This window comes from Actinoplanes teichomyceticus ATCC 31121 (assembly GCF_003711105.1).
GTDB lineage: Bacteria > Actinomycetota > Actinomycetes > Mycobacteriales > Micromonosporaceae > Actinoplanes > Actinoplanes teichomyceticus.
Window position 1 is genome coordinate 2,979,933 of record NZ_CP023865.1, and the last position, 22,179, is coordinate 3,002,111.

Genomic DNA, 22,179 nt, shown 5'->3' on the forward strand with positions numbered 1-22,179 from the left:
CGTGACCGACGCCCTGGCTGACCACGCCGACCGTGGGCTGCGCCGCGGCCAGCCCCTGGTGGAACTGACCGGGGTGGGCAAGAGCTACGGCCCGGTCCGCGCCCTGCACGACATCGACCTGCGTGTCGTAGCCGGGGAGGTGATCTGCGTGCTGGGCGACAACGGCGCCGGCAAGTCCACCCTGATAAAGATCATCTCTGGATTGCATCGGCACACCTCCGGTGTACTCAAAGTCGATGGCCAGGCGGTCACCTTCGGCTCTCCTCGGGAGGCTCTCGACCACGGCATCGCGACCGTCTACCAGGATCTGGCCGTCGTCCCACTGATGGAGGTGTGGCGCAACTTCTTCCTCGGCTCCGAGCTCACCTCCGGCCGCTTCCCGCTGGCCGGGATGCGGGTCCGGGAGATGAGGCGGATCGCCGACCAGGAGCTGCGCAAGATGGGCATCGTCGTGCACGACATCAACCAGCCGGTCGCCACGCTCTCCGGTGGACAGCGGCAGTGCGTCGCGATCGCCCGCGCCGTCTACTTCGGAGCGCGGGTGCTGATCCTCGACGAGCCCACCGCGGCGCTCGGCGTCAAGCAGTCCGGTGTGGTGCTCAGGTACGTCGCGGCGGCCCGCGACGCGGGTCTCGGCGTCGTCTTCATCACCCACAACCCGCAGCACGCCCACCTGGTGGGGGACCACTTCGTGATCCTCAAGCGGGGCGCGACCGCCCTCGACGCCCGGCGCGGCCGGGTCACCCTGGACGAGCTGACCGCGCAGATGGCCGGCGGTGACGAACTCGCCGAGCTGTCACGTGAGCTGGCGCGGCCGTCAACCGACGGGAAGCGGAACACCGGCTCGGCGCGGGGATCGGAGCATCGGTCATGACAGTCACCCTCTTTCGTGGCCGGACTTCATCCTGCCACTTCCGGGCCTCGCCGAGTGTGCCCACTTTGTTTCCGCATAGGCGTTCACCAGGCACTTCGTCGGCCGGTGTGCCGTCGAACGCCCGGTCCCGCCGACGGCACGCCCTGGCGTCACCAGGCACCGTGCGGGCCGGGTAGATCGCGGCGGCTTGATCGGGCGCGACCACATCCGGGTGGGCGGTCACCGCCTTTGCCGGGCCGTCCGTGGCTGGGGTGGTCGCGTTTCTGCGGGTCGTACGTGGCCGGGGTGGCGGCGTTTCTGCGGGTCCTCCGTGGCCAGGTCTTCATGCCTTCCCGAGGCGATCCTGGCCGGGGCGGTCATCGTTCTTGCCGCGGCGTTGGCGGCCGCGGTGGTTGTCGTGCTTGCTGCGGCGTTGGCGGTTGCGGTGGTTGGCGTGCTTGGCGGGGCTTTCGTGGCTGTGGTGGTTGTCGTGCTTGGCGGGGCTCTCGCGGCTGGGGTGGTTGTCGTGCTTGCGGGGCGTTCGCGGCTGGGGTGGTTGCTGTGCTTGGCGGGGCGACGTGGCCGCGGCGGATGCCGTGCATTGCCGGGCCTTCGTGGCCGCGGTGGCTGTCGTGCTCGCGGGGCGTTCGTGGGCGCGGTGGTTGTGGCCCCGGTCGCCGACGTGGACGCCGTGCCTCCCGGGATCGCCGAGACGTCCCGCGGAGATCGACGCGCGGCGCGGGCGGGGACTGGCCGCCGGGAGCGGGACGGTGGCGTACCCGGAGGGTCCCGACCTGATCGCCGTGCCCGAAGCGGAGCCGATCCGCTCGTGGGGTGCCACGCTGGAGGGATTCGTGCGGGTTGCCATCGCGACCGGCGAACCGGGAAGCTGCCGGCCACCCACGGGAGGCGGGCTGCGCATCCTCCGGGCCGAGGTCGCGCGGCGGGCGGCCGGTCCCGATGCGACGGTACTACGTCGGGGGGATCTCGTCGGCCGCGGGAGCCGGCGTGCCGGCGCCGGATGCCCGCGGGAGTGTCATCGCCGACGTCGTTGGCGGCGATGACACCCGGTCTCCGGGCGGCCTGCATCCCGCGTGCGATTTCGTTCCCGCGGAGGCATTACTACCCGCCTGGGGCAACGTTAACTCATTGTTCTTGTTGCCGGCGTTGATCATCTGTTGTGTCGATTGTCCGAAGTCCGTCGAAGGCCAGCCGGACCACCGTCGCGGCGATCGCCTCCGGCCGTCCCCGCTCCGGCCGGTACCACTCGGCGAGCGAGTTCACCATGCCGAAGAGCAGCCGCGCCGCGGTGGCCGGGTCGACGTCGGCGCGGATCCCGCCCTCCGCCTGCGCCTGCTTGACCAGCTCGGTGACCAGGGCGTCGAATTCGCGCCGCCGGGCCAGGGCATGCTGTTCCACCGCGGTGTTGCCGCGGACGCGCAGCAGCAGGGTGACGAACTCCAGCCGCTCGGCGAGGACCAGCACGCTGCGCCGGATCAACTCCTCCAGGCGTACGGTGGCGGTGGTCCCCTCGTCGCGCACCCGCGCGGCCGCCTCGAAGAGCCCGTCGACCGCCCGGTCCACGGCCATTGCCAGCAGCTGCTCCTTGCCGCTGACGTGGTGATACAGGGTCGACTTGGTGATGCCGAGCGTCTCCGCCACGTCGAACATGCTGGTCGCGTCGTATCCGTGAGCGTTGAAGAGCCGGACCGCGGCGGCCAGCACCGCGTCCAGATCGTGGCCGGGCCGGCCGCGCCGGCGCGGGGCGGGTCGCGCGCTGTCCATGGGGCGCAATATGTCAGACCTCGCGAGCGGAGTACGGCAGGGGCTTGAATTACCGACCGAGTGGACGGTAAACATGAGATGCAGCCGATCGCAACGGAGCGGACGAATGACCACACCGGCAGACCTGTACGCCTCTCACCGTGAGCTCCTGGAGCGCGCCATCGCGGCGACCGCCGCCCGCGAGTACTGGTCCGCGTTCCCCGAGTCGCCCAGCAAGTCGGTCTATGGCGAGGACGCCGCGCCCGCCGGCGAGCGCGCCTTCACCGGCCTGCTCGGCAAGCAGTTCCCGGTCGACGTGCCCGGCGCCGTCGGCACGGTGTCGACCGAGCGCTCGCCCTACGGCATCGAACTCGGCGTCAGCTATCCCAAGGCCGACCCGCTGGCCCTGGTCGCCGCCGCCCGCGCCACCGTCGCTTCCTGGCGCGCCGTGGGCCCCGAGGGTCGCGCCGGGGTGGCCGCCGAGATCCTGCGCCGGATCAACACGCGCATCTTCGAGATGGCGCACGCCGTGCAGCACACCTCCGGGCAGGCGTTCGTGATGGCCTTCCAGGCCGGTGGCGCGCACGCCCAGGACCGCGCGCTCGAGGCGATCGCGTACGCGCTGGCCGCCACCACCCGGATGCCGGACCACTCGTCCTGGTCCAAACCGCAGCGCGGCGGCGAGCCGTTGAGCATGGCCAAGACCGGCACGGTCGTGGGTCGTGGCGTGGCCCTGGTCATCGGCTGCAACACGTTCCCGACCTGGAACAGCTATCCCGGCCTGTTCGCCAGTCTGGTCACCGGCAACCCGGTGATCGTCAAGCCCCATCCGGGCGCGGTCCTGCCGCTGGCCATCACCGTGCAGGTGTGCCGTGAGGTCCTGGCCGAGGCGGGTCTGCACCCCGACATCGTCACCCTCGCCGCGGAGGAGCCGGGCGACGGCATCGCCGCGACCCTGGCCACCCATCCCGACGTGCGGATCGTCGACTTCACCGGCTCCAGCGAGTTCGGCGACTGGCTGGAGGCGAACGCGCGGCAGGCGGTCGTCTACACCGAGAAGGCCGGGCTGAACACGGTCGTGCTCGACTCCACCGCCGACTACCGCGGGCTGCTGCGCAACCTGGCGTTCTCCCTCTCGCTCTACAGCGGCCAGATGTGCACCACCCCGCAGAACCTGCTGATCCCGCGTGACGGCATCGAGACCGACGCCGGCCGCCGCACCCCGGAGGAGTTCGGCGCCGACCTGGCCACCGCGCTGGACAAGCTGCTCGGCGACCCGAAACGGGCGGCCGGCACGCTCGGCGCGATCGTCAACGACGGGGTGCTGGCCCGGCTGACCGAGGCGGCCGGATCGCCGGGCGTGGTGCACCCGTCCGCCGCGGTGACCGACGAGCAGTTCCCGGGCGCCACCATCCGCACCCCGGTCGTGCTGCGGCTCGACGCCGCCGACGAGAAGACGTACACGCGGGAATGGTTCGGGCCGGTGTCGTTCCTGATCACCACCGACTCGACCGAGCACAGCCTGCGGGTGTTCACCGAGACGGTGCGCGCGCACGGCGCGCTGACCGCGCTGGTGCACTCCACCTCACCTCAGGTGCTGGCCGCCGCCCGGGAGGCGGCGCTGGACGCGGGTGTGCACCTGTCGGAGAACCTGACCGGCGGGGTGTTCGTCAACCAGACCGCCGCATTCAGTGACCTGCACGGCACCGGGGCCAACCCGGCGGCGACCGCCTCGCTGACCGACGACTACTTCGTGTGCGGTCGGTTCTTCACCCTGCAGTCGCGTCACCACGTGGCGCCGGTGGCCGCGTCGTGACCGGAGCCGGCGCCGGCTCGGCCGGGGTGATCGCGGCATCCGCCCGTCACGGTCGCTCCGGTGACAGGCCGGCGCCGGTGATCGCGCTCCGGGGATCGCGGAAGTCACCTGAGACAGAGAGGAGGGTGCCATGAGCGGTGAGGAGACCTTCGCGGACACCATCGCGCGCGACCAGCGGGTGGAGCCGCGGGACTGGATGCCGGACGGCTACCGCCAGACCTTGATCCGGCAGATCGCGCAGCACGCCCACTCGGAGATCATCGGTATGCAGCCGGAGGGCGAGTGGATCACCCGTGCCCCGACCCTGCGGCGCAAGGCGATCCTGCTGGCCAAGGTGCAGGACGAGGCCGGACACGGGCTCTATCTCTACTCCGCGGCGGAAACCCTCGGCGCGGATCGCGGCGACCTGACCCGGCGGCTGATCGAGGGCCGGCAGAAGTACTCGTCGATCTTCAACTACCCGACGCTCAGCTTCGCCGACGTCGGCGTGATCGGCTGGCTCGTCGACGGCGCCGCGATCTGCAACCAGGTGCCCCTCTGTCGCAGCTCCTACGGGCCGTATGCCCGCGCCATGATCCGGATCTGCAAGGAAGAGTCCTTCCACCAACGGCAGGGCTACGAACTGCTGATGACCATGATGGGCGGCACCCCCGCACAGCGCGACATGGTGCAGGACGCGGTCAACCGCTGGTGGTGGCCGTCGCTGATGATGTTCGGCCCGCCGGACGCCGACTCGCCGAACTCGGCCCGCTCGATGGCTTGGAAGATCAAACGACACAGCAACGACGAGCTCCGGCAGCGCTTCGTCGACATGACGGTGCCGCAGGCCGAGACGCTCGGCGTGACCCTGCCCGACCCGCAACTGCGCTGGAACCCCGACCGCGGGCACCACGATTTCGGCGATCCGGACTGGTCCGAGCTGCACCGGGTGATCTCCGGGGACGGGCCGCTCAACCGGCAGCGGATCGCCCGGCGCCGCGAGGCCGACAGCGAAGGCGCCTGGGTGCGCGAGGCGGCCGCGGCCCACGCGGCGAAACACTCCGGCAGCGGGAGCGAGGATCGGCGATGAGCGACGAGGTGCGGCACGAGTGGCCGCTGTTCGAGGTGTTCGTGCGCGCCAAGCGCGGGCTCAACCACGTGCACGTCGGATCCCTACGGGCCGCTGACCACGCGATGGCCCTGCAGCACGCCCGCGATCTCTACACCCGGCGCAACGAGGGGGTCAGCATCTGGGTGGTGCGCTCCGCCGACGTGGTGGCCAGCGATCCCGACGACAAGGCGGCGTACTTCGAGCCGAGCGCCGACAAGGTGTACCGGCATCCGACGTACTACGCCATCCCCGACTCGGTGCCGCACATCTGAGGTGATGATGGCCTTCGACGACGCGTACGGTGCGCTCACCGACCACGATGACGACGCTCGCTGGGCGTACGGCACCGGCTTCACCGACCCGCTGGCCGGTGTGCCGTCCGAGCTGCCGTCCGGGGTGGACCGCGCGGACCTGGCGACGTACTGCCTGATGCTGGGCGACGACGCGCTCGTCATGTCGCACCGGTTGCAGCAGTGGGTGACTCGGGCACCCGAGTTGGAAGACGAGCTGGCCCTGGCCAACATCGGACTGGACCTGCTCGGTCAGGCGCGCCTGCTGCTCACCCGGGCCGGTGCGGCCGAGGGCGCGGGTCGCGACGAGGACGACCTCGCCTACCGGCGCGACCCGCATGAATTCCGCAACCTCCGGCTCGCCGAGCGTGCCGACGCCGACTTCGCCCACCTGATGGCCCGGCTGCTGGTCTTCACCACCTGGCGGCTGGCCCTCTTCGACCGGCTGGCCGGCTCCCGCGACCCCATGCTGGCCGCGATCGCCGCCAAGGGCGTCAAGGAGCTGACCTACCACCGCGACTACGCCGCCCGGTGGGTCGTCCGGCTCGGCGACGGGACCGCGCTGTCCCGCGAGCGCATGTCCGCCGCGGTGACCGCGATCCTGCCGCTGGTCACCGAGATGTTCCAGCCGCACGACATCGAACTGCGGCTGACCTCGGCCGGAGTCGCCGTCGATGTGGCCGGTCTGCGTGCCGAGTTCGACGGGGTGCTCAGCCAGGTGCTGAGCGCGGCGACCATCGATGTCGAGCCGGCGACGGCCGGGACCACCATACCGGTCACGACATCCGGCACCGCCGTCGTCGCTTCCGGGCGCGGCGGCGAGCACACCGAGGCGCTGGGCGACATCCTCGCCGAGATGCAGGAGCTGGCCCGCGCCATACCCGGAGGTGCGTGGTGATCCCGGTGACGATGCTGGACGCCGCGACGGTCGTCGGGCAGGTGACCGACCCGGAACTGCCGATGGTCACGCTGGCCGAGCTCGGCATCGTGCGTGACGTGCGGCAGGACGGCGATGGCGTGCTCGTGACGATCACACCGACCTACTCGGGTTGCCCGGCGATGGAAACCATCCGCGCCGACATCGCCGGCGCGTTGCGGCGGGCCGGGTTCGAGCGGGTCGAGGTGCGTACCGTGCTGGCGCCGGCCTGGACCACCGACTGGATCAGCGAAACCGGCCGCCGCAAGCTCGCCGAAGCCGGCATCGCGCCGCCCGGGCCGGCGCCACGCCGGCCCGCCGGCCCGGTGCCTCTCACGCTGACGCCACGCCCGAGCGACCTCCGATGCCCGCGCTGCGGTTCCGCCGACACCGAAGCGGTCGCCGCGTTCGGCGCCACCGCCTGCCGTGAGTTGCGCCGATGCCGAGCCTGCCGGGAACCGTTCGAGCACATGAAGGAGATCTGAGGTGGCGATCGGCGAGTTCCACGCGCTACGGGTCGCCACGGTGGACCGGCTCTGCCCGGACGCGGTCGCGGTCACCCTCGCGGTGCCGCCCGAACTGGCCCGACGGTTCGCGTTCCGGCCCGGCCAGTCGCTGACCGTGCGCCGCGCCGAGGAACGCCGCACCTACTCGATCTGCGCACCCGCCGGGGGCACGCCTCGCATCGGGGTGCGTGAGGTGCCGGGCGGCAAGATCTCCGGATGGATCGTGCACGACCTGCGGCCCGGCGACGAGATCGAGGTGGCCCCGCCGTCCGGGACGTTCACCCCCGACCTGACGACCGGCGGGCGGCACGTGCTGATCGCCGCCGGCTCCGGGATCACCCCGCTGTTGTCGATCGCGGCGTCACTGCTGCGCCGGCCGGACACCGAGGTCGTCCTGTTCTACGGCAACCGGCGCACGGACACGGTGATGTTCGCCGAGGAGCTCGCCGACCTCAAGGACCGCTACCCGTCCCGCCTTGAACTGGTGCACGTGCTGTCCCGGGAGCCGCGTGAGGTGGAACTCTTCTCCGGGCGGCTGGACGCGGCACGGCTTCGCGCGCTGTTACCGCTGCTGATCGACGTGCCGGCGGTCGATCACTGGTGGCTGTGCGGACCGTTCGGCATGGTGACCGACGCGACCACGGTGCTCGGCGAGGCCGGTGTCGCGCCGGAGCGCATCCACCGCGAGCTTTTCTGGGTGGACGAGGCGCCGCCGGAGCCGGTGCGTTCCGAGCCGGAGGCCCGCGGCCCCAGCAGCGAGATAACCGTTCACCTGGACGGCCGGTCCACCACGGTCACCGTCGAGGAGGGCGTCACCCTGCTCGACGGGGTGCAGCGGTCTCGGCCGGACCTGCCGTTCGCGTGCAAGGGCGGTGTCTGCGGGACCTGTCGGGCCAGGGTGATCGAGGGTGACGTGACCATGCGGCGCAACTTCGCTCTGGAGGCGGCCGAGCTGGCCGCCGGGTTCGTTCTGACCTGCCAGAGCACGGCCGCCTCGCCGAAGGTGGTGGTCGACTTCGACGAATGAGCCCGGGCGTACCAGGGCCGGTGTGCCCATCCGGACCTTCGCGCGCACAACTGCCCAGGCCGAACGCCGCGCCGGCGCGACACCGTGGCGGGCCTCCGCGGGCGCCACTCGCACACGCGGAGCAGAGCGGTCTGCCCGGTGGGCGCGGACCATCCCTCGTAGGAGGGGCACGGCGAACAGCTCGGCGACGTGGCTGACCAGGTCGACGAAGCCGAACGCCTGCCGTTGCAGGTCTCGGATGCGTCACCCCGCCCGGACGGTGCGGTCTCGGCCAGCACGGTATGGAGTCGATGCCGGCGATGCGACTTCTGTCTGGACGGGGCGGCGTGGCCCCAACGCCGGTGATGTGGCTCGTGTCTGGACGGGACGGTGTGGCCCCAACGCCGGTGATGTGGCTCGTGTCTGGACGGGGCGGCGTGGCCCCAACGCCGGTGATGTGGCTCGTGTCTGGACGGGGCGGCGTGGCCCCAACGCCGGTGATGTGGCTCGTGTCTGGACGGGGCGGCGTGGCCTCAACACCGGTGATGCGGCTCGCGCCTGGACGGCGCGGTCTCGACCGCGGCGGTGTCGCCGCAAAGCGACAGATACTCGTCGAGCACCCGGCGGAAGGCGGCTGGCTGCTCCACCCACGGGTAGTGGCCGCATCGCGCGAGCACCTCGGCACGCCCGGACGGGAACAAGGTTGCCAGCGCCACCACCGGGGCCAGGCCGGTCAGGCAGTCCTCAGCGCCCGCGATGACCAGCACCGGCGCGGTGACCCGGGCCAGGCGGGTGGCGAAGTCCGCCGGTGGGTCGACGCTGAAGTATGCCTTCACGGCGGGCAGCGCCCATTCGCCGACCAGGGCGTGGGTCTGCTCGGCGGGGCCCCAGGCGGCGTACCCCAGCGGCGCGCACGCCCGGTGCCAGGCGTTGAACGCCGCGTCGTCGCCGAGATCCGGCCCGGCCTTCGATGCCGCCTCGGCGGCGTCGAACGCGGGCTCGCCGCGCCGGCGGGCGATGAGATCCTCGGCGTCCGGCGGAGTGTCGACCAGATACGTTGCGGGCGGGGTGACCAGCGCCAGGCCGGCGACCCGGTCCGGGTACTGCGCGGCGTAGGCGAGAGCGAGCCGGGTTCCGGCGGAGTGCCCGACGAGCACGATCCGCTCCTGCCCGAGGTGCACCCGCAGCCGCTCCAGATCAGCGGCCTGGCGCCAGTAAGCCCCGGCCTGGCCCGGATCAGGAACTGCCGCCTCGGCACCAGCCTCGTCCGGGCGTGACGCGGCGTCGACCGGTTCGGGATCGGGGGCGATCTGTGGCGTCTGGGGCGCGGCGGGCTCGGCATCGGGGCCGGTCTGCGGTGCGAGCGGCGCGGCGGGGGAGCGACCCACGCCGCGCAGATGGGGAACGAGCAGCCGGTGCCGGTCCGGCAGACCCGCCAGGTCCCCGAGATAGTCCGGATGCCGTGCGGCGCCTCCGGCCAGCACGATCACCGGCGGATGATCTCCCGGTGCGGTGTCGTCGTAGTGCAGCGGCGTCCCATCGAACCCGGTATAGATCGGCACCTCCCGACCCTAAGTCATCGGCCGCGCCGGGCGCCCGGGAGGCGGTGTGTCGACGAGTGCGCGCGGGGGACCGGCCGCCCGGGAGGCGGTGTGTCGATGAGTGCGTGCGGGGGACCGGCCGCCCGGGAGGCGGTGTGTCGATGAGTGCGTGCGGGGGACCGGCCGCCCGGGAGGCGGTGTGTCGACGAGTGCGCGCGGGGGGACCGGGCGCCCGGGATGCCCGGCCGGCAGCGCGTGCGCGCGTGCAGGCTTCGGGCGGGGAAGGCTACCGGCCGTGTGTGTGCGCCGGGCCTGCGCGAAAGTCGGTGGGCAGGACGCGTAGGCGGCCCGGATGCGCATGACCCGACGGGACGGCGCCGGATGCGCCGGACCCGCGGTCGCACACGGGCCCGTGGTGCGGCTTCGGCTCGTCGTGGCAGCGGGGAACCGAAGCCGCGCGGATCACCCCGGAAGCTGGGCCAGGGCGAAGATCTGGCTCTCCGGCGGCCCCTCGGTCGGGGTGAAGGAGACCGTCTCGATGCTGACGACCGTGAAGCCGTGGTCTTCCAGGACCGCGCTGAGGTCCGGTTCGAGGTAGCCGGAAACGGTCACCGGGACGCCCATGAATTCGACCGGGATGCTGTCCGCGTCGAAGTTGACCATGCCGAGGCCGAGGTATCCGCCCGGCTTGAGCCAGCCTGCGATCTTGTCCAGCGTACGCTCGATGTTTGCCTTGCTCAGCATGAGAAGTGAGAAAAACGCGGTGACGGCATCGAACTTGCCGAAGTCGTCGGGCAGATGAGCGAAATCGGCGTGCACGAACTCGGCCCCGGGCACCTGCTCGCGAGCCAGGCGAAGCATTCCCTCGGCGATGTCGACGCCCACCACGCGGTGATCCGACTCGGTCAGGGCCTTGGCGGTGGGGACGCCGCTGCCGCAGCCGAGATCGAGCACCGAGGCGCCGGCGGGAAGCAGCGCGCCGATCCGCTCGGTCAGGGCTGCCTGGTACGGGTTGTGACTGTGCTCGCCCTGGTATTTCTCGGCGAGCTGATCGAAGACCTCCATGAGCGGAGACGCTACCGCTCTGAAGATCCACAGTAGAAGGGGGAGCCGGACCCCATGTCAGAACATCCGGGTCACGCCCTCGGCGGCGACGCGCTCGTCGAGCCGGGAACGGTCCAGACCGGCGCAGAGCACGACGGACGCGCCCGCGGTCAGCGGGGCGAGCAGCCAGATCAGCGGCTCCTCGGAACCGGCGGCGTCGATCAGCACCCGGTCACCGCGCTCGATCCCGCGTGACCGGGCGACGGCCGCGGCGGTCGCGCCGTACTCCCCGAACGTCGTACCGTCCGGGGTGGCCGCGTCGAGCACCGCGGCGCGATCCCGCGGCCGGGCCGCGCCCAGATGGGCGCGCACGGCAGGCGGAAAATCGCGATAACCTTCCGGTACGTCGCAAGCCGGCGCCCCGTTCGCCCCCAAGCCCAGCACGAACCGGTGCTTCGCGGGCGGCACCTCGTCGAGCCAGCTCCCCACCCGCCGCTGCTCCACGAAGGTCACGTCCAGCCGCGACCCGCCACCGCCGGTCCCGTTCTCGCTCAACCCGGCCGTGCTCCAGCCGCGGAACGACACCTCCAGTCCCGCCGACCACGCCCCGAGCAGCACCGCCGCGGTCTGCCAGTGCGGCGGCAGCAGCACCCCGGCCCGGCTGCCCGGGCCGAGCCCGCACTCTTCGGTGAGCAGCGACGCGACGGCCGCGCTCCATCCACCCAGCTGGGCGGCGGTCAGGCCGACCCGCTCCCCGGTGGCGTCGTCGTAGAAGGTGAACAGTTCGGCGGCGCGTTGCTCCATGCTCATCGCCGCCCAACCTAGCCAGCCGTCCCGCACGTGCCAACGATGCGCGGCTTTTCGGCGAATCCTGTCGCACGATGGGGCGAACGGCCGCCGCTCGTCCATCGGCTGCCGGCGTCCGTCCGGCTACGCGGCCGGCGGCTACGAGTCCGTCTGCGCTCGCGGGTCCGGCGGCAGCCATCCCGGTGCCGGGTCGCGTCGGCCGGTCGCGTGCGCCCGGTGGACGAACCGGGCTCCTCGGCGGGAACGAGGCGCGCGGTCTGCACACCGGTGCGGTGGCGCCCGGGTCGCGGAGCGCGCGGGATGCGGCGATGCTTGCTCAGGGTCCTTCGCGGAGCGCGCGGGACGCGGCGATGCTCGCTCAGGCCGCTTCCCGGACCGCGCGGGGTACGGCGATGCAACCTCAGGCCGCTTCGCGGAGTGCCCGGGAGGCGGCGAGCCCGGCTCAGGTTGCTTCGCGGAGCGCCCGGGAGGCGGCGATGCTGGCTCAGGCCGCTTCGCGGAGTGTGTGGGAGGCGGCCCGCCTGGCTCAGGCCGCTTCGCGGAATCGGGTCAGCTCGCGGGCTTCCGCGGCGTACCTGGCAAGGAGATGGACCGTTGTCGGTCCGGCCTCGCCGTCGGCGGCCAGGCCGACCCGGGCCTGGAAGGCCCGCACCGCCTCGGCCAGGTCGGCGCTGTCCGGGCCGACCTCGACCCCGAAGTCGGCGAAGAGTTCGCGCAGGCTCTCCGGGTCGGCGGTCGGCGCGGTCTCCGACCAGCCGATCAAGCCGCCGACGGCGGTGCCGACCACGTTCAGCATTCCTCGTGCGGACATCGTTGCCTCCCGGTGAGCGGTGTGCTTCCAGCATCGGAGAATCTGCTGTGCCCGACATCTGCCGAGGGTCTCGACTGCCTGTGCGCCCCTACGACTTTCGGCCGACCGGCGCGGCGGGCCGAAAGGACCGCAGGACCGCCGCCAGGTGGTGAGCGCGGAGGTATTTCGGCAGGTCAGGAACTGGTGCCTAGGGAGCGGAGGTGGAGCGGCGCCCGGGCAGACAAGGTGCCGGACGGCCCGGGAGGCGGGCCATCCGACGGTGTGCGCGCCGGGCCGGGCGGCAGAGGGTCAAAGGGGCCGGTCAGTCCGGCGCGGAGTGGTGCGGGCGTTCCGGCCGGGCCGGAACCGGCGGAGGCGCAGCGGGCGCACAGCCCGGCGACCCTCCTCTCAGCCGAGGCCGAGCGCGTCGGCGGCTGAGCGTGGGTCGGTCAGGACAGATCGCGTCGGCCGGTCGAGGGTGCGTCGGTCATGGCGCAGCGTGTGGGCGGGTTGAGGTGTGTCGGTCATGGCGCAGCGTGTGGGCGGGTTGAGGGTGCGTCGGTCATGGCGCAGCGTGTGGGCGGGTTGAGGGTGCGTCGGTCATGGCGCAGCGTGTGGGCGGGTTGAGGGTGTGTCGGTCATGGCGCAGCGTGTGGGCCGGTTGAGGGTGCGTCGGTCATGGCATACCGCGTCAGCCGGGACACAGCGCGGCACGCGCCACGCCCGTCAACCGCCGGGTCTCGCCGGCGGAGAGCCCGTATCCGTCCAGCGCCTCCGGGCGGCCGGTCCGGTGTGCCGTGCAGGCCTGGTCGCCGAGTTCCACGAGTTCCTCGTCGCGCCGGTCCAGGGCCAACCCCGGCAGCTGCCGACGAACCTCGGCGACGAAGCGGTCCGGGCTGCCGCCCGCCACCGCCCCGCCGGGCCCGGTGAGCGTGGCGGCGGACGCGGGCGGCAGCGACACCGTGGGGGCGGCGAGCGCGGAGCCGGCGGCGGGCGGCAGCCGAACCGCGGAGCTGGCAGCGGCCGGCGAGACCGCGCGCGAGGGCACCGGCGCGGCCCGGCCGGGCGACGGCGCGGCCCGCCCCTCGACCCACGCCGGCTGGGGACCCGCGCACCCGGCCACCGGCGCGAGCAGCAGCACGGTCAAACCGACAGACGGGACGACAGGTCCGGATGGCACGCCACCACCGTAGGCCGTGCCCGGTCCGGGAACCCGGCCGGCGCACCGACCCGGACGGGCGAACCCGGCCGGGTACAGCGAAGTCACAGACGACTCACCGCCACGGGACAAAGTTCCGAGCCACCTTGGTGTTCATGACCGATCTGCTGAGCCACCGCCCCGCTGACGACCACCACACCTACCGTGCGGCTGACCGCGTACCGGTGCAGGTCCTCCCGCCGGCCCACCACATTCCGCACCTGATGGTGCAGGCCCCGCGTGATCCGCGCTGGAAGCGCCGGATCGCCGGCGGCGCCGCGGTCCTGGTGCTGGTCGGTGGCGGCGGCAGCGCCGGCGCGTTCCTCGCCGAGCGGTACCTCGACAGCCGCCCGGCGTCCGCGGCGAGCAGCACCACCGGTACCACGGCCGCCGCGACCACCGTCACCGAGGGCACCGACCTGGCCCCGGTCGCCGCGAGGGTGCAGCCGAGCATCGTCACCGTCCTGGTCGACGGGGCGCGCGAGTCGTCGCTCGGCTCCGGCGTGGTGCTCGACGCGGACGGCCTGGTCCTCACCAACAACCATGTGATCGCCGCGGACGGCACGGTCAGCGTGCGGCTGTCCACCGGCGAGACGGTTCCGGCCCGGGTGGTCGCCGCGGACGCCACCCACGACCTGGCCCTGGTCCAGGCGAGCGGGTTGTCCGGCCTGACCCCGGTCACCTTCGCGACCGACGACAGCGTCGCGGTGGGCGACACGGTGCTCGCGTTCGGCGCCCCGCTCGGGCTGGAGGGCACCGTCACCTCGGGCATCGTGTCCGCCTTGGACCGCAGCCTGGACACCGGCGACGAGGAACTCACCGGCCTGCTGCAGACCGACGCCGCGATCAACCAGGGCAACTCCGGTGGCGCGCTGGTGGACATGTCCGGCCGGGTGGTCGGGATCAACGTCGCCATCGCCACCGCCGGGGACAGCAGCGGGAGCGTCGGGCTCGGCTTCGCGACCCCGGCCGGCACGGTGACCGGCGTGGTGCGGCAGCTGCAGGCCCGGATCGACAGCTGAGCCGGCCCGGCGAGCCCGCGGGCCGCCCCGCCATCCGGCGAACCAGAAACCGGCCGGCCCCGGACAGCTTCCGGAACGCGACCGGTCTCAGCCCGCCAGGTGACCCCAGCGGTCCGCGAGTTCCGGCCAGGTGCCCTGCTCGGCGACCTTCCCGCCGATCAGCACCACCACCCGGTCGGCCTGCGTGAGGGCGGCCCGTTTGGACGTCGACCCGACCACCGTCACCCCGTGCGCGCGCAGCGCCCGCCACAGCTGGAGCTCCGTGGTCACGTCCAGCGCGGAGGACACGTCGTCGGCGATCAGCAGCTCGGTACGCGGGGCGAGCGCCCGGGCCAGCGCCAGCCGCTGCAGCTGGCCGCCGGAGAGCCGGGTGCCCTTGTGCCCGATCAGCAGCTGCAGGCCGCCGCCGGACGCGGCCAGGTCGTGGTCCAGCTGGGCCACCGACACCGCGTCGGCCGCGTCCACCTCGTGCCCGAGCCGGATGTTGTCGGCCACCGTCCCGGACAGCACCCGGGGCAGCTGGGCGACGTAGCCGACCTGGTTGGGCCGCAGGAACAGCTCCGGATCGTGGACCGGCTCGCCGTTCCAGCACAGCTGACCGGTGTGGTGCACGATGCCGGCCAGGGCGCGCAGCAGCGACGACTTGCCCGACCCGACCGGGCCGACCACCAGCACCAGCTGGCCGCGCTCGACGGTCAGATCGACGTCGCGTACCCCCTGGGCGCCGTTCTCGTGGATCGCGCTGAAGCCGCGCAGCTCCAGCGTGCGCAGCGGACTGCGCGGCGCGGCCGGCGGGGCTGGCGCGGTCCCCGCCGAGATGTCCACCCCGGGCACGTCCGAGGAGTACTCCGCGACGCCGGCCATCGCCACCGTCCGCTCGGTCCACACCCGAGCCGACGGGTAGTGCGACACCAGCGACGCGGTCGTCCAGGCGAACCACCGGGCCGAGCCGAGCGTCGCCACCGCGATCAGCGTCGCCGCCGCGCTGAGCCGCCCGGACAGGTACAGCGCCCAGACCGCGATGGGCAGCAACCCGCTCACGATCGACGGCGTGGACCGCGCCCACACCTGGATCGCGATCTCCCGCCACTGCAGCTCGCTGCGTCTGGCGTCGAGCCGGGCCAGGTGGGCGAGCACCGGCTCGGTCGCGCCGGCCAGCTTCACCGTGCGCGCCGCCGACAGCGACGACACCAGCGCGGTCGCGAACGCCGCGCGCGCCGCCACGGTCCGCTGGGCGGCCCGCTCCAGCCGCGGCCCGAACAGGGTCGCGGCCAGGCCGGACACCAGCATGGTGCCGAGGAAGAACAGGGCCGGCACCGGCGACTGCGAGGTCAGCGTCATGGCGACCACGGTGATCAGCGCGACGCCGTTGTCCATCAGGTTGTCGGCGAGCATGACCACCCGCTCGGTGTCGCCGCCCTGGGCGACGACCTCGGCCGGGGTGTGCCTGCTGACCCGGCGCGGGCCGATCTGCCCGTGCACCAGGCGCAGGCTGATCCGCAGCATCTGCCGCACCCACCACTCCGGGAACCAGGCGCCGGTGAAGTACAGCGTCGGGATCAGGGCGAGCAGCGCGACGGCGATCCCGGCGGCCGGGTACAACGGGTTGCCGGTCCTGTCCACCACGTCCGCCCAGAGCAGCGGGAGGACCGCGCCGTCCAGACCGAGCAGGACCATGAACACGAACAGGGCGACGGCGCCGAGGCCGTACCGGGCGTCGTTGGTGGCCAGCCGGGCGATCTCGCGCATCGTGCGGGCCGGCGGCGCCGGTGGCAGCGGCGGGGGCGCCACGGTGGGCAGCGGGTTGCTCAGCGCGTCCGGGCCGAGCTCCAGCCGCGCCGCGGTGTCCCAGTCCGGTTCGTCGGCAACCAGCACCCCGCCCCCGGCGGATTTCTGCGCCGCGGCCGGGACGGCCAGGTTGCTGCTGGCCATCAGCTCGGCGAAGCGGCGCGACTCGCGCAGCGGCCCGGCCTCCAGCACCTCGCCGTCGGCCAGCACCACCACCTCGTCGCAGCGCTGCACCGAGGACAGCCGGTGCGCCACGATCACGCCGATCCGGCCCTGCAGCAGCCGGTCGGTGGCGCGCTGCACCCAGGACTCGGTGACCGGGTCCATCCGGGCGGTCGCCTCGTCCAGGATCACCACCTGCGGGGCGCGGACCAGGATCCGGGCGAACGCCACCAGCTGCTCCTGGCCGGCGGAGAGCTTGTAGCCACCCTCGCCGAGCCGGGTGTCCAACCCGTCCGGCAGGCCGGCCACCCACGCGGAGAGCCCGAGCTCGTCGAGCGCGGCGCCGGCCCGGGGCAGCAGCTCCTGGTCGAACAGCGCGATGTTCTCGGCCAGGGTGCCGGCCAGGATCTCGGTGCGCTGCGGGACGATCGCGGTCCACCGGCGCAGCGCCTCGACCCCGATGTCGTTGATGTCCGTGCCGCCCAGCAACACCGTGCCGGCTGGCACGTCCACGGCCCGGGTGAGCACCTTGGCCAGCGTGGACTTACCCGAGCCGGTGCGGCCGACCAGCGCGTAGGAACGGCCCCGGGCAAAGGTGAGGCTGACCCCGCGCAGGGCCGGCGGGCGCGTGCTGTCGCTCTCGGAGTACCGGAAGGTCAGGTCCCGCACGACCAGATCGCCGTCGACCGGGGGGCGGCCCTCGGTCGGCTCCTGGGGCACCGCGCTGAGCATCTGCACCCGGCTCCAGGCGCCCAGCGCGTTCTGCAGTTCCGGGACCATCCGGGTGACCTGCTCCAGGGTGCCGCCGAAGCCGAGCGCCAGCAGCCAGATCGCGGTCAGGCGGGCGCCGTCGATGTGCCCGGTGGCCAGCGCCGCGGCGCCGGCCAGGACCAGCGAGGCGATCAGGGTACGGGTGATCGCCCCGGCCCACATGGTGACCTTCGACGAGGCACGCCACACCCGCCGGCCGCGGGCCAGCACCTCGCGGGCGCGGTCGGCGTAGAGCCGCCGGACGTACGGCGCGGCCAGGCTGGTGCGTACGTCGTCCTGCCCGTGAATGGCCTCCTCCATCACCGCGGCCAGGTCGGACCAGGCCTCCTCCTCGGCGATGCGCACCGGGGAGATCCGCCGGATCGGCTTGTTCATGGTCAGGAAGATCAGGACGCAGACGGCGATCATGGCGAGGCCGGCCGGCCACCACACCAGGAACGCGGTGCCGACGGAGAGCGTGGCCACGGCGATCGACTGGGCGATCCGCACGCCGCTGCCGCGTAGCTCGGCGGCGACCTGGTAGACATCCGAGTCGATGCGGTCGAGCAGTTCGCCGACCGGGGTGTTCTCCAGGGTGGGGATGTCCTGGCCGAACGCCACCCGGTTGAGTCCACGCCGGACCCGGGCCGCCCAGTCGGCGGTCAGCCGGGCGGCGACCAGGCCGACGAAGACGTCGCTGAGCACCGCGGCGCCCAGTGCCGCGGCCAGCGTCACGAAGACCGAGCCGGAACGATCGACCAGCACCGGCCCGGCCAGCGCGAGCGCGCCCGCGGATCCGGCCGCGCCGAGCACGATCAGAAACGCGGCGAGCGCCGTGCGACTTCGGGAGGTAACCCACAGGTCGCGGAGCAGACGCATACGAAGTCCTCTGGACGATGGATGAGGCGGGGTCCCCATCGTGCGCGGCCCGGCAAGCCGCGCTCAACCGGTTTAATCCCGGCATGCCGTCATCCGGCAGGCGCCGTCCACCGGGCGCGGATCGCCTCGCCGGACGGTCCCGCCCCGGCGAACCGCGCGGCCGGGCGGCACGCCCGTCAGACCGTTCCGGTGACCGGGCGGGCGGCACGGCCCGGGCCGGTGTTTCCGCAGTGGCTGCCGGTCGGAGAGCCCCGGGCTTCGCGGACCGCGACGGTCAGGAAGCGGACCGCAGGGTCAGCAGGGTGATCTCACTGGGCGCGAAGATCCGGAACGGCGGTCCCCAGAAGCCGGTGCCGCGGCTGGTGTAGAGCTGGGTGCGCTCGGAATGCCGGGACAGGCCCTGCAGGACCGGCTGGTCGATGCGCACCAGGTAGTGGAAGGGCCACATCTGCCCGCCGTGCGTGTGACCGGACAGCTGCAGGTCGATGCCGTGGGCCACGGCGCCGGAAATCTGCTGGGGCTGATGGGCCAGCAGCAGGACCGGCAGGTCCGGGTCGGCGCCGGCCAGGGCGGCCTCGTGGTCGGCGTGGTGGCCGGGCACGCCCGAGCCGGCCGCCGTGCGGTCGTCGACGCCGGCCACGACGAGGGAGTCGCCGCCGCGGGAGACGACCAGGTGGCGGTTGTGCAGCGCCTCCCAGCCGAGCGAGGACATGTACTCCACCCAGCCCTGGGCGCCGCTCATGTACTCATGGTTGCCGGTCACGTAGACCCGGGCCAGCTCCGCCCGCACGTCACCCAGCGGCGACGCCTGCGCGATGCGCTGCGGCACCTCGCCGTCGGCGATGTCGCCGGTGTGCGCGACGATGTCCGGCCGCAGCGAGTTGACCACCTCGACCACGCCCCGCGACCAGCGGGACCGGTCGATCGGGCCGTAGTGCGTGTCGGTGATCAGCACCACCCGCAGGCCGTCCAGCCCGCGACCGAGCCGGGGCAGCGTCACGTCGACGCGCCGGACCCGGGACACCCGCATGGCCTCGACGTGTCCCCAGACCAGCAGGACCAGCGAGACGACCACGACCGACGCGGTGACCAGCCGGGAGCGCACCGGGTCGGCGACCCCGGCCAGAGCCAGGACCGCGCCGGCGGCCTGGCCGAGCAGAGACCAGACGAACAGCACCCACAGCACGCCGAGCGTGGTGTCGGCGATCCGCGCGCAGCGGTCGTCGTGGCGGCCGTGACCGCGGAACATCAGCACCGGGAAAGCCGCGGCGGCCAGCACGAACACCAGCGTGCCGGCGATGACCGCCGGGGCCGGCCAGGCGTTGCCCGACCAGAACAGCGTCGCCCACGGGACGCCGAACAGCAGCGCGAGCACCGCGACCAGGATCAGTCCGAACCGAGGGCCGGGCCCCCGCCGCCGGCGCGGCTGCGCCGCGACCGCCTCATCCACCGCCATGCCGGCAAGCATGCCACCCGGTCACCACAAAAACTTCCGATACGGTGGTGACTCGTAACTCACTCCGGGGCGGCGCCCGGCTCGCCCAGCAGCGCCGACGGCACCACCAGATCGGCCCGGTCCCGGGTGGCCGCGATCAGCGCGGCGTTGCGCTCGTCGGTCCCGGTCGCCCACTCGGCCGCGGCCGCCGGTTCCTTGCCGAAACGCACGTGCCGCGCGATCAGCCGGCGCAGCCGTTCGGCGGGCTCCAGATCGGCGTACCACACCTCGCTGAACAGGCCCCGCAGCCCGGCCCACCGCCCGTCGGTGAGCAGCAGGTAGTTGCCCTCGGTCAGCACCAGCCGGGCCGGCCCGGCCACCCCGATCGTGCCGGCGATCGGCTGCTCCAGCCGCCGGTCGAAGCCCGGCGCGTACACCATGTCGTCCTCGTCGGCGAGCAGCCGGCGCAGCAGCGCGGCGTATCCCCAGGCGTCGAAGGTCTCCGGCGCGCCCTTGCGGTCGCGCAGCCCGAGCCGGTCCAGTTCGGCGTCGGCCAGATGGAAACCGTCCATCGGCACGTGCGCCACCCAGCCGCCGGGGGCCAGGCCGGCCGGCGGGTGCGGCGCCAGCGCGGCCAGCAACGACTCGGCCAGGGTGGTCTTGCCGGCCCCGGGTGGCCCGGTGATGCCCAGCACCGCGCGTCGCCCGCCGCCGACCAGCGCGCGGGCCCGATCGGCCAGTTCCGCGAGCGTGCACGTCATCCGGCGACCGTACCGCCCGGGTCGGCCCGGCCGGGCGGGCGCGCCGGATCGGGGTCAGCCGAGTCCGAGGCGCAGCCCGGCCACCCCGGCGGGCGACAGCGGCCGGGCGGTCGCCCGGGACAGGTCCGCGCGGACCCCGTCGGGCAGTTCGTCGCCCAGCGCGCACAGCACCGGGTACAGGTCGAGGACCTGGCGGTGGCTGAGCGCCCCCGCGCCGATCAGCAGCCCGTTGAGCGCGGTCGGGGTCTGGCCCAGCTCGCCGCAGAGCTCCCGGCGCCAGGCCGGATCGTGCACGTGGTCGGCGAACTCGCGGGCGATCCGGTTGCCGGCCGGCGAGCGCAGCCCGCCGAGGGTGTTCCGCCGTTGCCGGGCCGGCGGCGGGGCGAGCCGGCACGCGATGCCGAGCCGGCGGGCCAGCTGGGGAACGGTGAGCACCTCCAGCCCGGCCGCGCAGCCCTCGCAGAGCCGCTGGTAGGTGCGGGCGTGGATGACCGAGGCGGGCCGCTGGCACGCGCCGTCCAGGCCGCAGGACGGGTCGAGGATCACCTCGGTGAGGGTGCCCTCGTGGTCGAACCGGCCGACCGCGAAATACGTGGCCGGGGCGGTGCGGTAGCGGGCCAGGGCGGCGCGGGCGCTGACGTAGCCGTCCGGGTCGACGCCGATGCGTGGCACACCGGCCTCGGTGTGCAGCTGGATGAGCCGGAACATGGTGCACGCTCCCGGGGTGAAGCGAATTCGGTGTCGTCCCCGGGTACGTCAGCCATCTCACAATGGTTCAGGAATTACTGTGAGTCACCGCATCGTGACGACATTTTTGCTGGCAGGCGTGCCGAGGGGAAGCGAACATTACTCCGTGTAGCGGAAATTGGCTAGGGCGAACGGGGGAGGCCGCACGATCGCCAAGGCGGGTACGGTAGCCGCCTGCCGCTGTGACGAAGGGGGACGTGTGGGAGACGGGGCGACGCGGGTCCGGACCACCCTGCCTGCGCTGATGTACCACTCGGTCTCCGCCGTGGACGGCCCGCTGCGCGACCTCGCGGTGCCACCGGAGCGGCTGGCCGAGCAGCTCGGGACGCTGACCGCGGCCGGGTACCGGCTGACCGGCCTGACCGAGGCGCTCGACCGGCGGCTCGCCGGGAGCACCGAGAAGCTGGTCGCGGTCACCTTCGACGACGGCTACCGCGACTTCCTCACCGTCGCGCTCCCCGCGCTGCGGGCCGCCGGCGCCGGGGCCACCCTCTACGCCTCGGTCGGCCACCTCGGCGGGCACGCCGGCTGGCTGGGCCGCTGGGCCCCGGACTTCGGCCCGATGCTGACCTGGGCGCAGCTGGCCGAGGTCGCGGCCGGCGGCGTGGAGATCGGCAACCACAGCCTGATCCACCACCCGCTCGACGTGCTGCCGCCGGCCCGGCTGCGCGAGGAGGTGTACCGCAGTCGCGCCGAGCTGGAGCAGCGGCTGCAGGCGCGGGTGCGCTCGTTCGCCTACCCGCACGGCTACCACGGCCGCCGGGTGCGCGAGGTGGTCGAGGCGGCCGGGCACGACAACGCCACCGAGGTCGGGCGGCGCCTGCACGCCCCGGGGCGGTGGCAATTCGCCGTACCCCGCTTCCAGCCCACCCCCGACCACAGCGGGGCCGACCTGCTCGCCCTCGTCGAGGGGCGCGGCCCTCGCCTGACGCCGCAGCTCAAACGCCTCGCCCAGCCCGGCTGGCGGCTCGTCCGCAGGGCCGCCCGCCGGGCGGGCCGGACGCTGACCTGACG

19 protein-coding genes are annotated in these 22,179 nt (G+C 73.2%); 9 read left to right on the forward strand and 10 right to left on the reverse strand.

The annotated features are described in order from the left end of the window. The first annotated feature begins 1 nt into the window (after position 1). Positions 2-874 (forward strand): ATP-binding cassette domain-containing protein, encoded by an 873-nt coding sequence (locus tag ACTEI_RS13370; protein ID WP_122977956.1) that lies wholly within the window; start codon positions 2-4, stop codon positions 872-874. 1,125 nt (positions 875-1,999) lie between these two features. Here ACTEI_RS13370 and ACTEI_RS13375 read toward each other — a convergent pair. Then, complete coding sequence (locus ACTEI_RS13375) at positions 2,000-2,638, reverse strand: TetR/AcrR family transcriptional regulator (protein WP_122977957.1); 639 nt, start codon at positions 2,636-2,638, stop codon at positions 2,000-2,002. Positions 2,639-2,744: 106 nt separating this feature from the next. On the opposite strand from ACTEI_RS13375, the gene paaN reads away from it, so the two are divergent. The 6 genes from paaN to paaE all read left to right on the forward strand — a co-directional run bounded on the left by paaN (position 2,745) and on the right by paaE (position 8,262). Then, on the forward strand, positions 2,745-4,433 hold the full coding sequence (gene paaN, locus ACTEI_RS13380; RefSeq protein ID WP_122977958.1) for a phenylacetic acid degradation protein PaaN: 1,689 nt from the start codon (positions 2,745-2,747) through the stop codon (positions 4,431-4,433). Between the two features lie 130 nt (positions 4,434-4,563). Then, entirely contained in the window at positions 4,564-5,502 is a 939-nt protein-coding gene (paaA, locus tag ACTEI_RS13385; RefSeq protein WP_122977959.1) for a 1,2-phenylacetyl-CoA epoxidase subunit PaaA, read from the forward strand. Beyond that, positions 5,499-5,795: a 1,2-phenylacetyl-CoA epoxidase subunit PaaB gene (gene paaB, locus ACTEI_RS13390; RefSeq protein ID WP_187645981.1), complete on the forward strand. Its 297-nt coding sequence runs from the start codon at positions 5,499-5,501 to the stop codon at positions 5,793-5,795. Before paaA ends, paaB begins: the two co-directional genes overlap by 4 nt. Positions 5,796-5,802: 7 nt before the next feature. After that, positions 5,803-6,711: a 1,2-phenylacetyl-CoA epoxidase subunit PaaC gene (paaC, locus tag ACTEI_RS13395; protein ID WP_122982120.1), complete on the forward strand. Its 909-nt coding sequence runs from the start codon at positions 5,803-5,805 to the stop codon at positions 6,709-6,711. Positions 6,712-6,722: 11 nt separating this feature from the next. After that, positions 6,723-7,214, forward strand: a complete 492-nt coding sequence (paaD, locus tag ACTEI_RS13400; RefSeq protein ID WP_122982121.1) for a 1,2-phenylacetyl-CoA epoxidase subunit PaaD — start codon at positions 6,723-6,725, stop codon at positions 7,212-7,214. A 1-nt stretch (position 7,215) separates the two neighbouring features. Then, positions 7,216-8,262, forward strand: coding sequence for a 1,2-phenylacetyl-CoA epoxidase subunit PaaE (gene paaE / locus ACTEI_RS13405; RefSeq protein WP_122977960.1), 1,047 nt, complete (start codon positions 7,216-7,218; stop codon positions 8,260-8,262). A 512-nt stretch (positions 8,263-8,774) separates the two neighbouring features. On the opposite strand, the gene ACTEI_RS13410 is transcribed toward paaE, so the two are convergent. From ACTEI_RS13410 to ACTEI_RS13430, 5 genes are all read right to left on the reverse strand, one after another. After that, positions 8,775-9,803 carry an alpha/beta fold hydrolase gene (locus ACTEI_RS13410; protein ID WP_122977961.1) on the reverse strand — a complete coding sequence of 343 codons (1,029 nt, stop codon included), beginning with the start codon at positions 9,801-9,803 and terminating at the stop codon, positions 8,775-8,777. Positions 9,804-10,244: 441 nt separating this feature from the next. Continuing rightward, positions 10,245-10,847, reverse strand: coding sequence for a class I SAM-dependent methyltransferase (locus ACTEI_RS13415; RefSeq protein WP_122977962.1), 603 nt, complete (start codon positions 10,845-10,847; stop codon positions 10,245-10,247). Between the two features lie 57 nt (positions 10,848-10,904). After that, complete coding sequence (locus ACTEI_RS13420) at positions 10,905-11,636, reverse strand: TIGR03089 family protein (protein ID WP_122977963.1); 732 nt, start codon at positions 11,634-11,636, stop codon at positions 10,905-10,907. 523 nt (positions 11,637-12,159) lie between these two features. Beyond that, positions 12,160-12,444: a peptidoglycan-binding protein gene (locus ACTEI_RS13425; protein ID WP_122977964.1), complete on the reverse strand. Its 285-nt coding sequence runs from the start codon at positions 12,442-12,444 to the stop codon at positions 12,160-12,162. 670 nt (positions 12,445-13,114) lie between these two features. Continuing rightward, positions 13,115-13,603 carry a hypothetical protein gene (locus ACTEI_RS13430; RefSeq protein ID WP_145830875.1) on the reverse strand — a complete coding sequence of 163 codons (489 nt, stop codon included), beginning with the start codon at positions 13,601-13,603 and terminating at the stop codon, positions 13,115-13,117. Between the two features lie 134 nt (positions 13,604-13,737). On the opposite strand from ACTEI_RS13430, the gene ACTEI_RS13435 reads away from it, so the two are divergent. Continuing rightward, positions 13,738-14,643, forward strand: a complete 906-nt coding sequence (locus ACTEI_RS13435; protein ID WP_122982122.1) for a S1C family serine protease — start codon at positions 13,738-13,740, stop codon at positions 14,641-14,643. Positions 14,644-14,730: 87 nt separating this feature from the next. Here ACTEI_RS13435 and ACTEI_RS13440 read toward each other — a convergent pair whose 3' ends face one another. The 4 genes from ACTEI_RS13440 to ACTEI_RS13455 form a co-directional block, all read right to left on the reverse strand. Then, positions 14,731-18,222, reverse strand: coding sequence for an ATP-binding cassette domain-containing protein (locus ACTEI_RS13440; RefSeq protein ID WP_122977966.1), 3,492 nt, complete (start codon positions 18,220-18,222; stop codon positions 14,731-14,733). A gap of 274 nt (positions 18,223-18,496) precedes the next feature. After that, on the reverse strand, positions 18,497-19,678 hold the full coding sequence (locus ACTEI_RS13445) for a metallophosphoesterase (protein ID WP_164465934.1): 1,182 nt from the start codon (positions 19,676-19,678) through the stop codon (positions 18,497-18,499). A 59-nt stretch (positions 19,679-19,737) separates the two neighbouring features. Continuing rightward, entirely contained in the window at positions 19,738-20,418 is a 681-nt protein-coding gene (locus ACTEI_RS13450) for a nucleoside/nucleotide kinase family protein (protein ID WP_122977968.1), read from the reverse strand. Positions 20,419-20,472: 54 nt separating this feature from the next. Then, positions 20,473-21,126 (reverse strand): hypothetical protein, encoded by a 654-nt coding sequence (locus ACTEI_RS13455; protein ID WP_122977969.1) that lies wholly within the window; start codon positions 21,124-21,126, stop codon positions 20,473-20,475. 238 nt (positions 21,127-21,364) lie between these two features. On the opposite strand from ACTEI_RS13455, the gene ACTEI_RS13460 reads away from it, so the two are divergent. Beyond that, positions 21,365-22,177 carry a polysaccharide deacetylase family protein gene (locus tag ACTEI_RS13460; RefSeq protein ID WP_145830876.1) on the forward strand — a complete coding sequence of 271 codons (813 nt, stop codon included), beginning with the start codon at positions 21,365-21,367 and terminating at the stop codon, positions 22,175-22,177. Positions 22,178-22,179 lie beyond the last annotated feature (2 nt).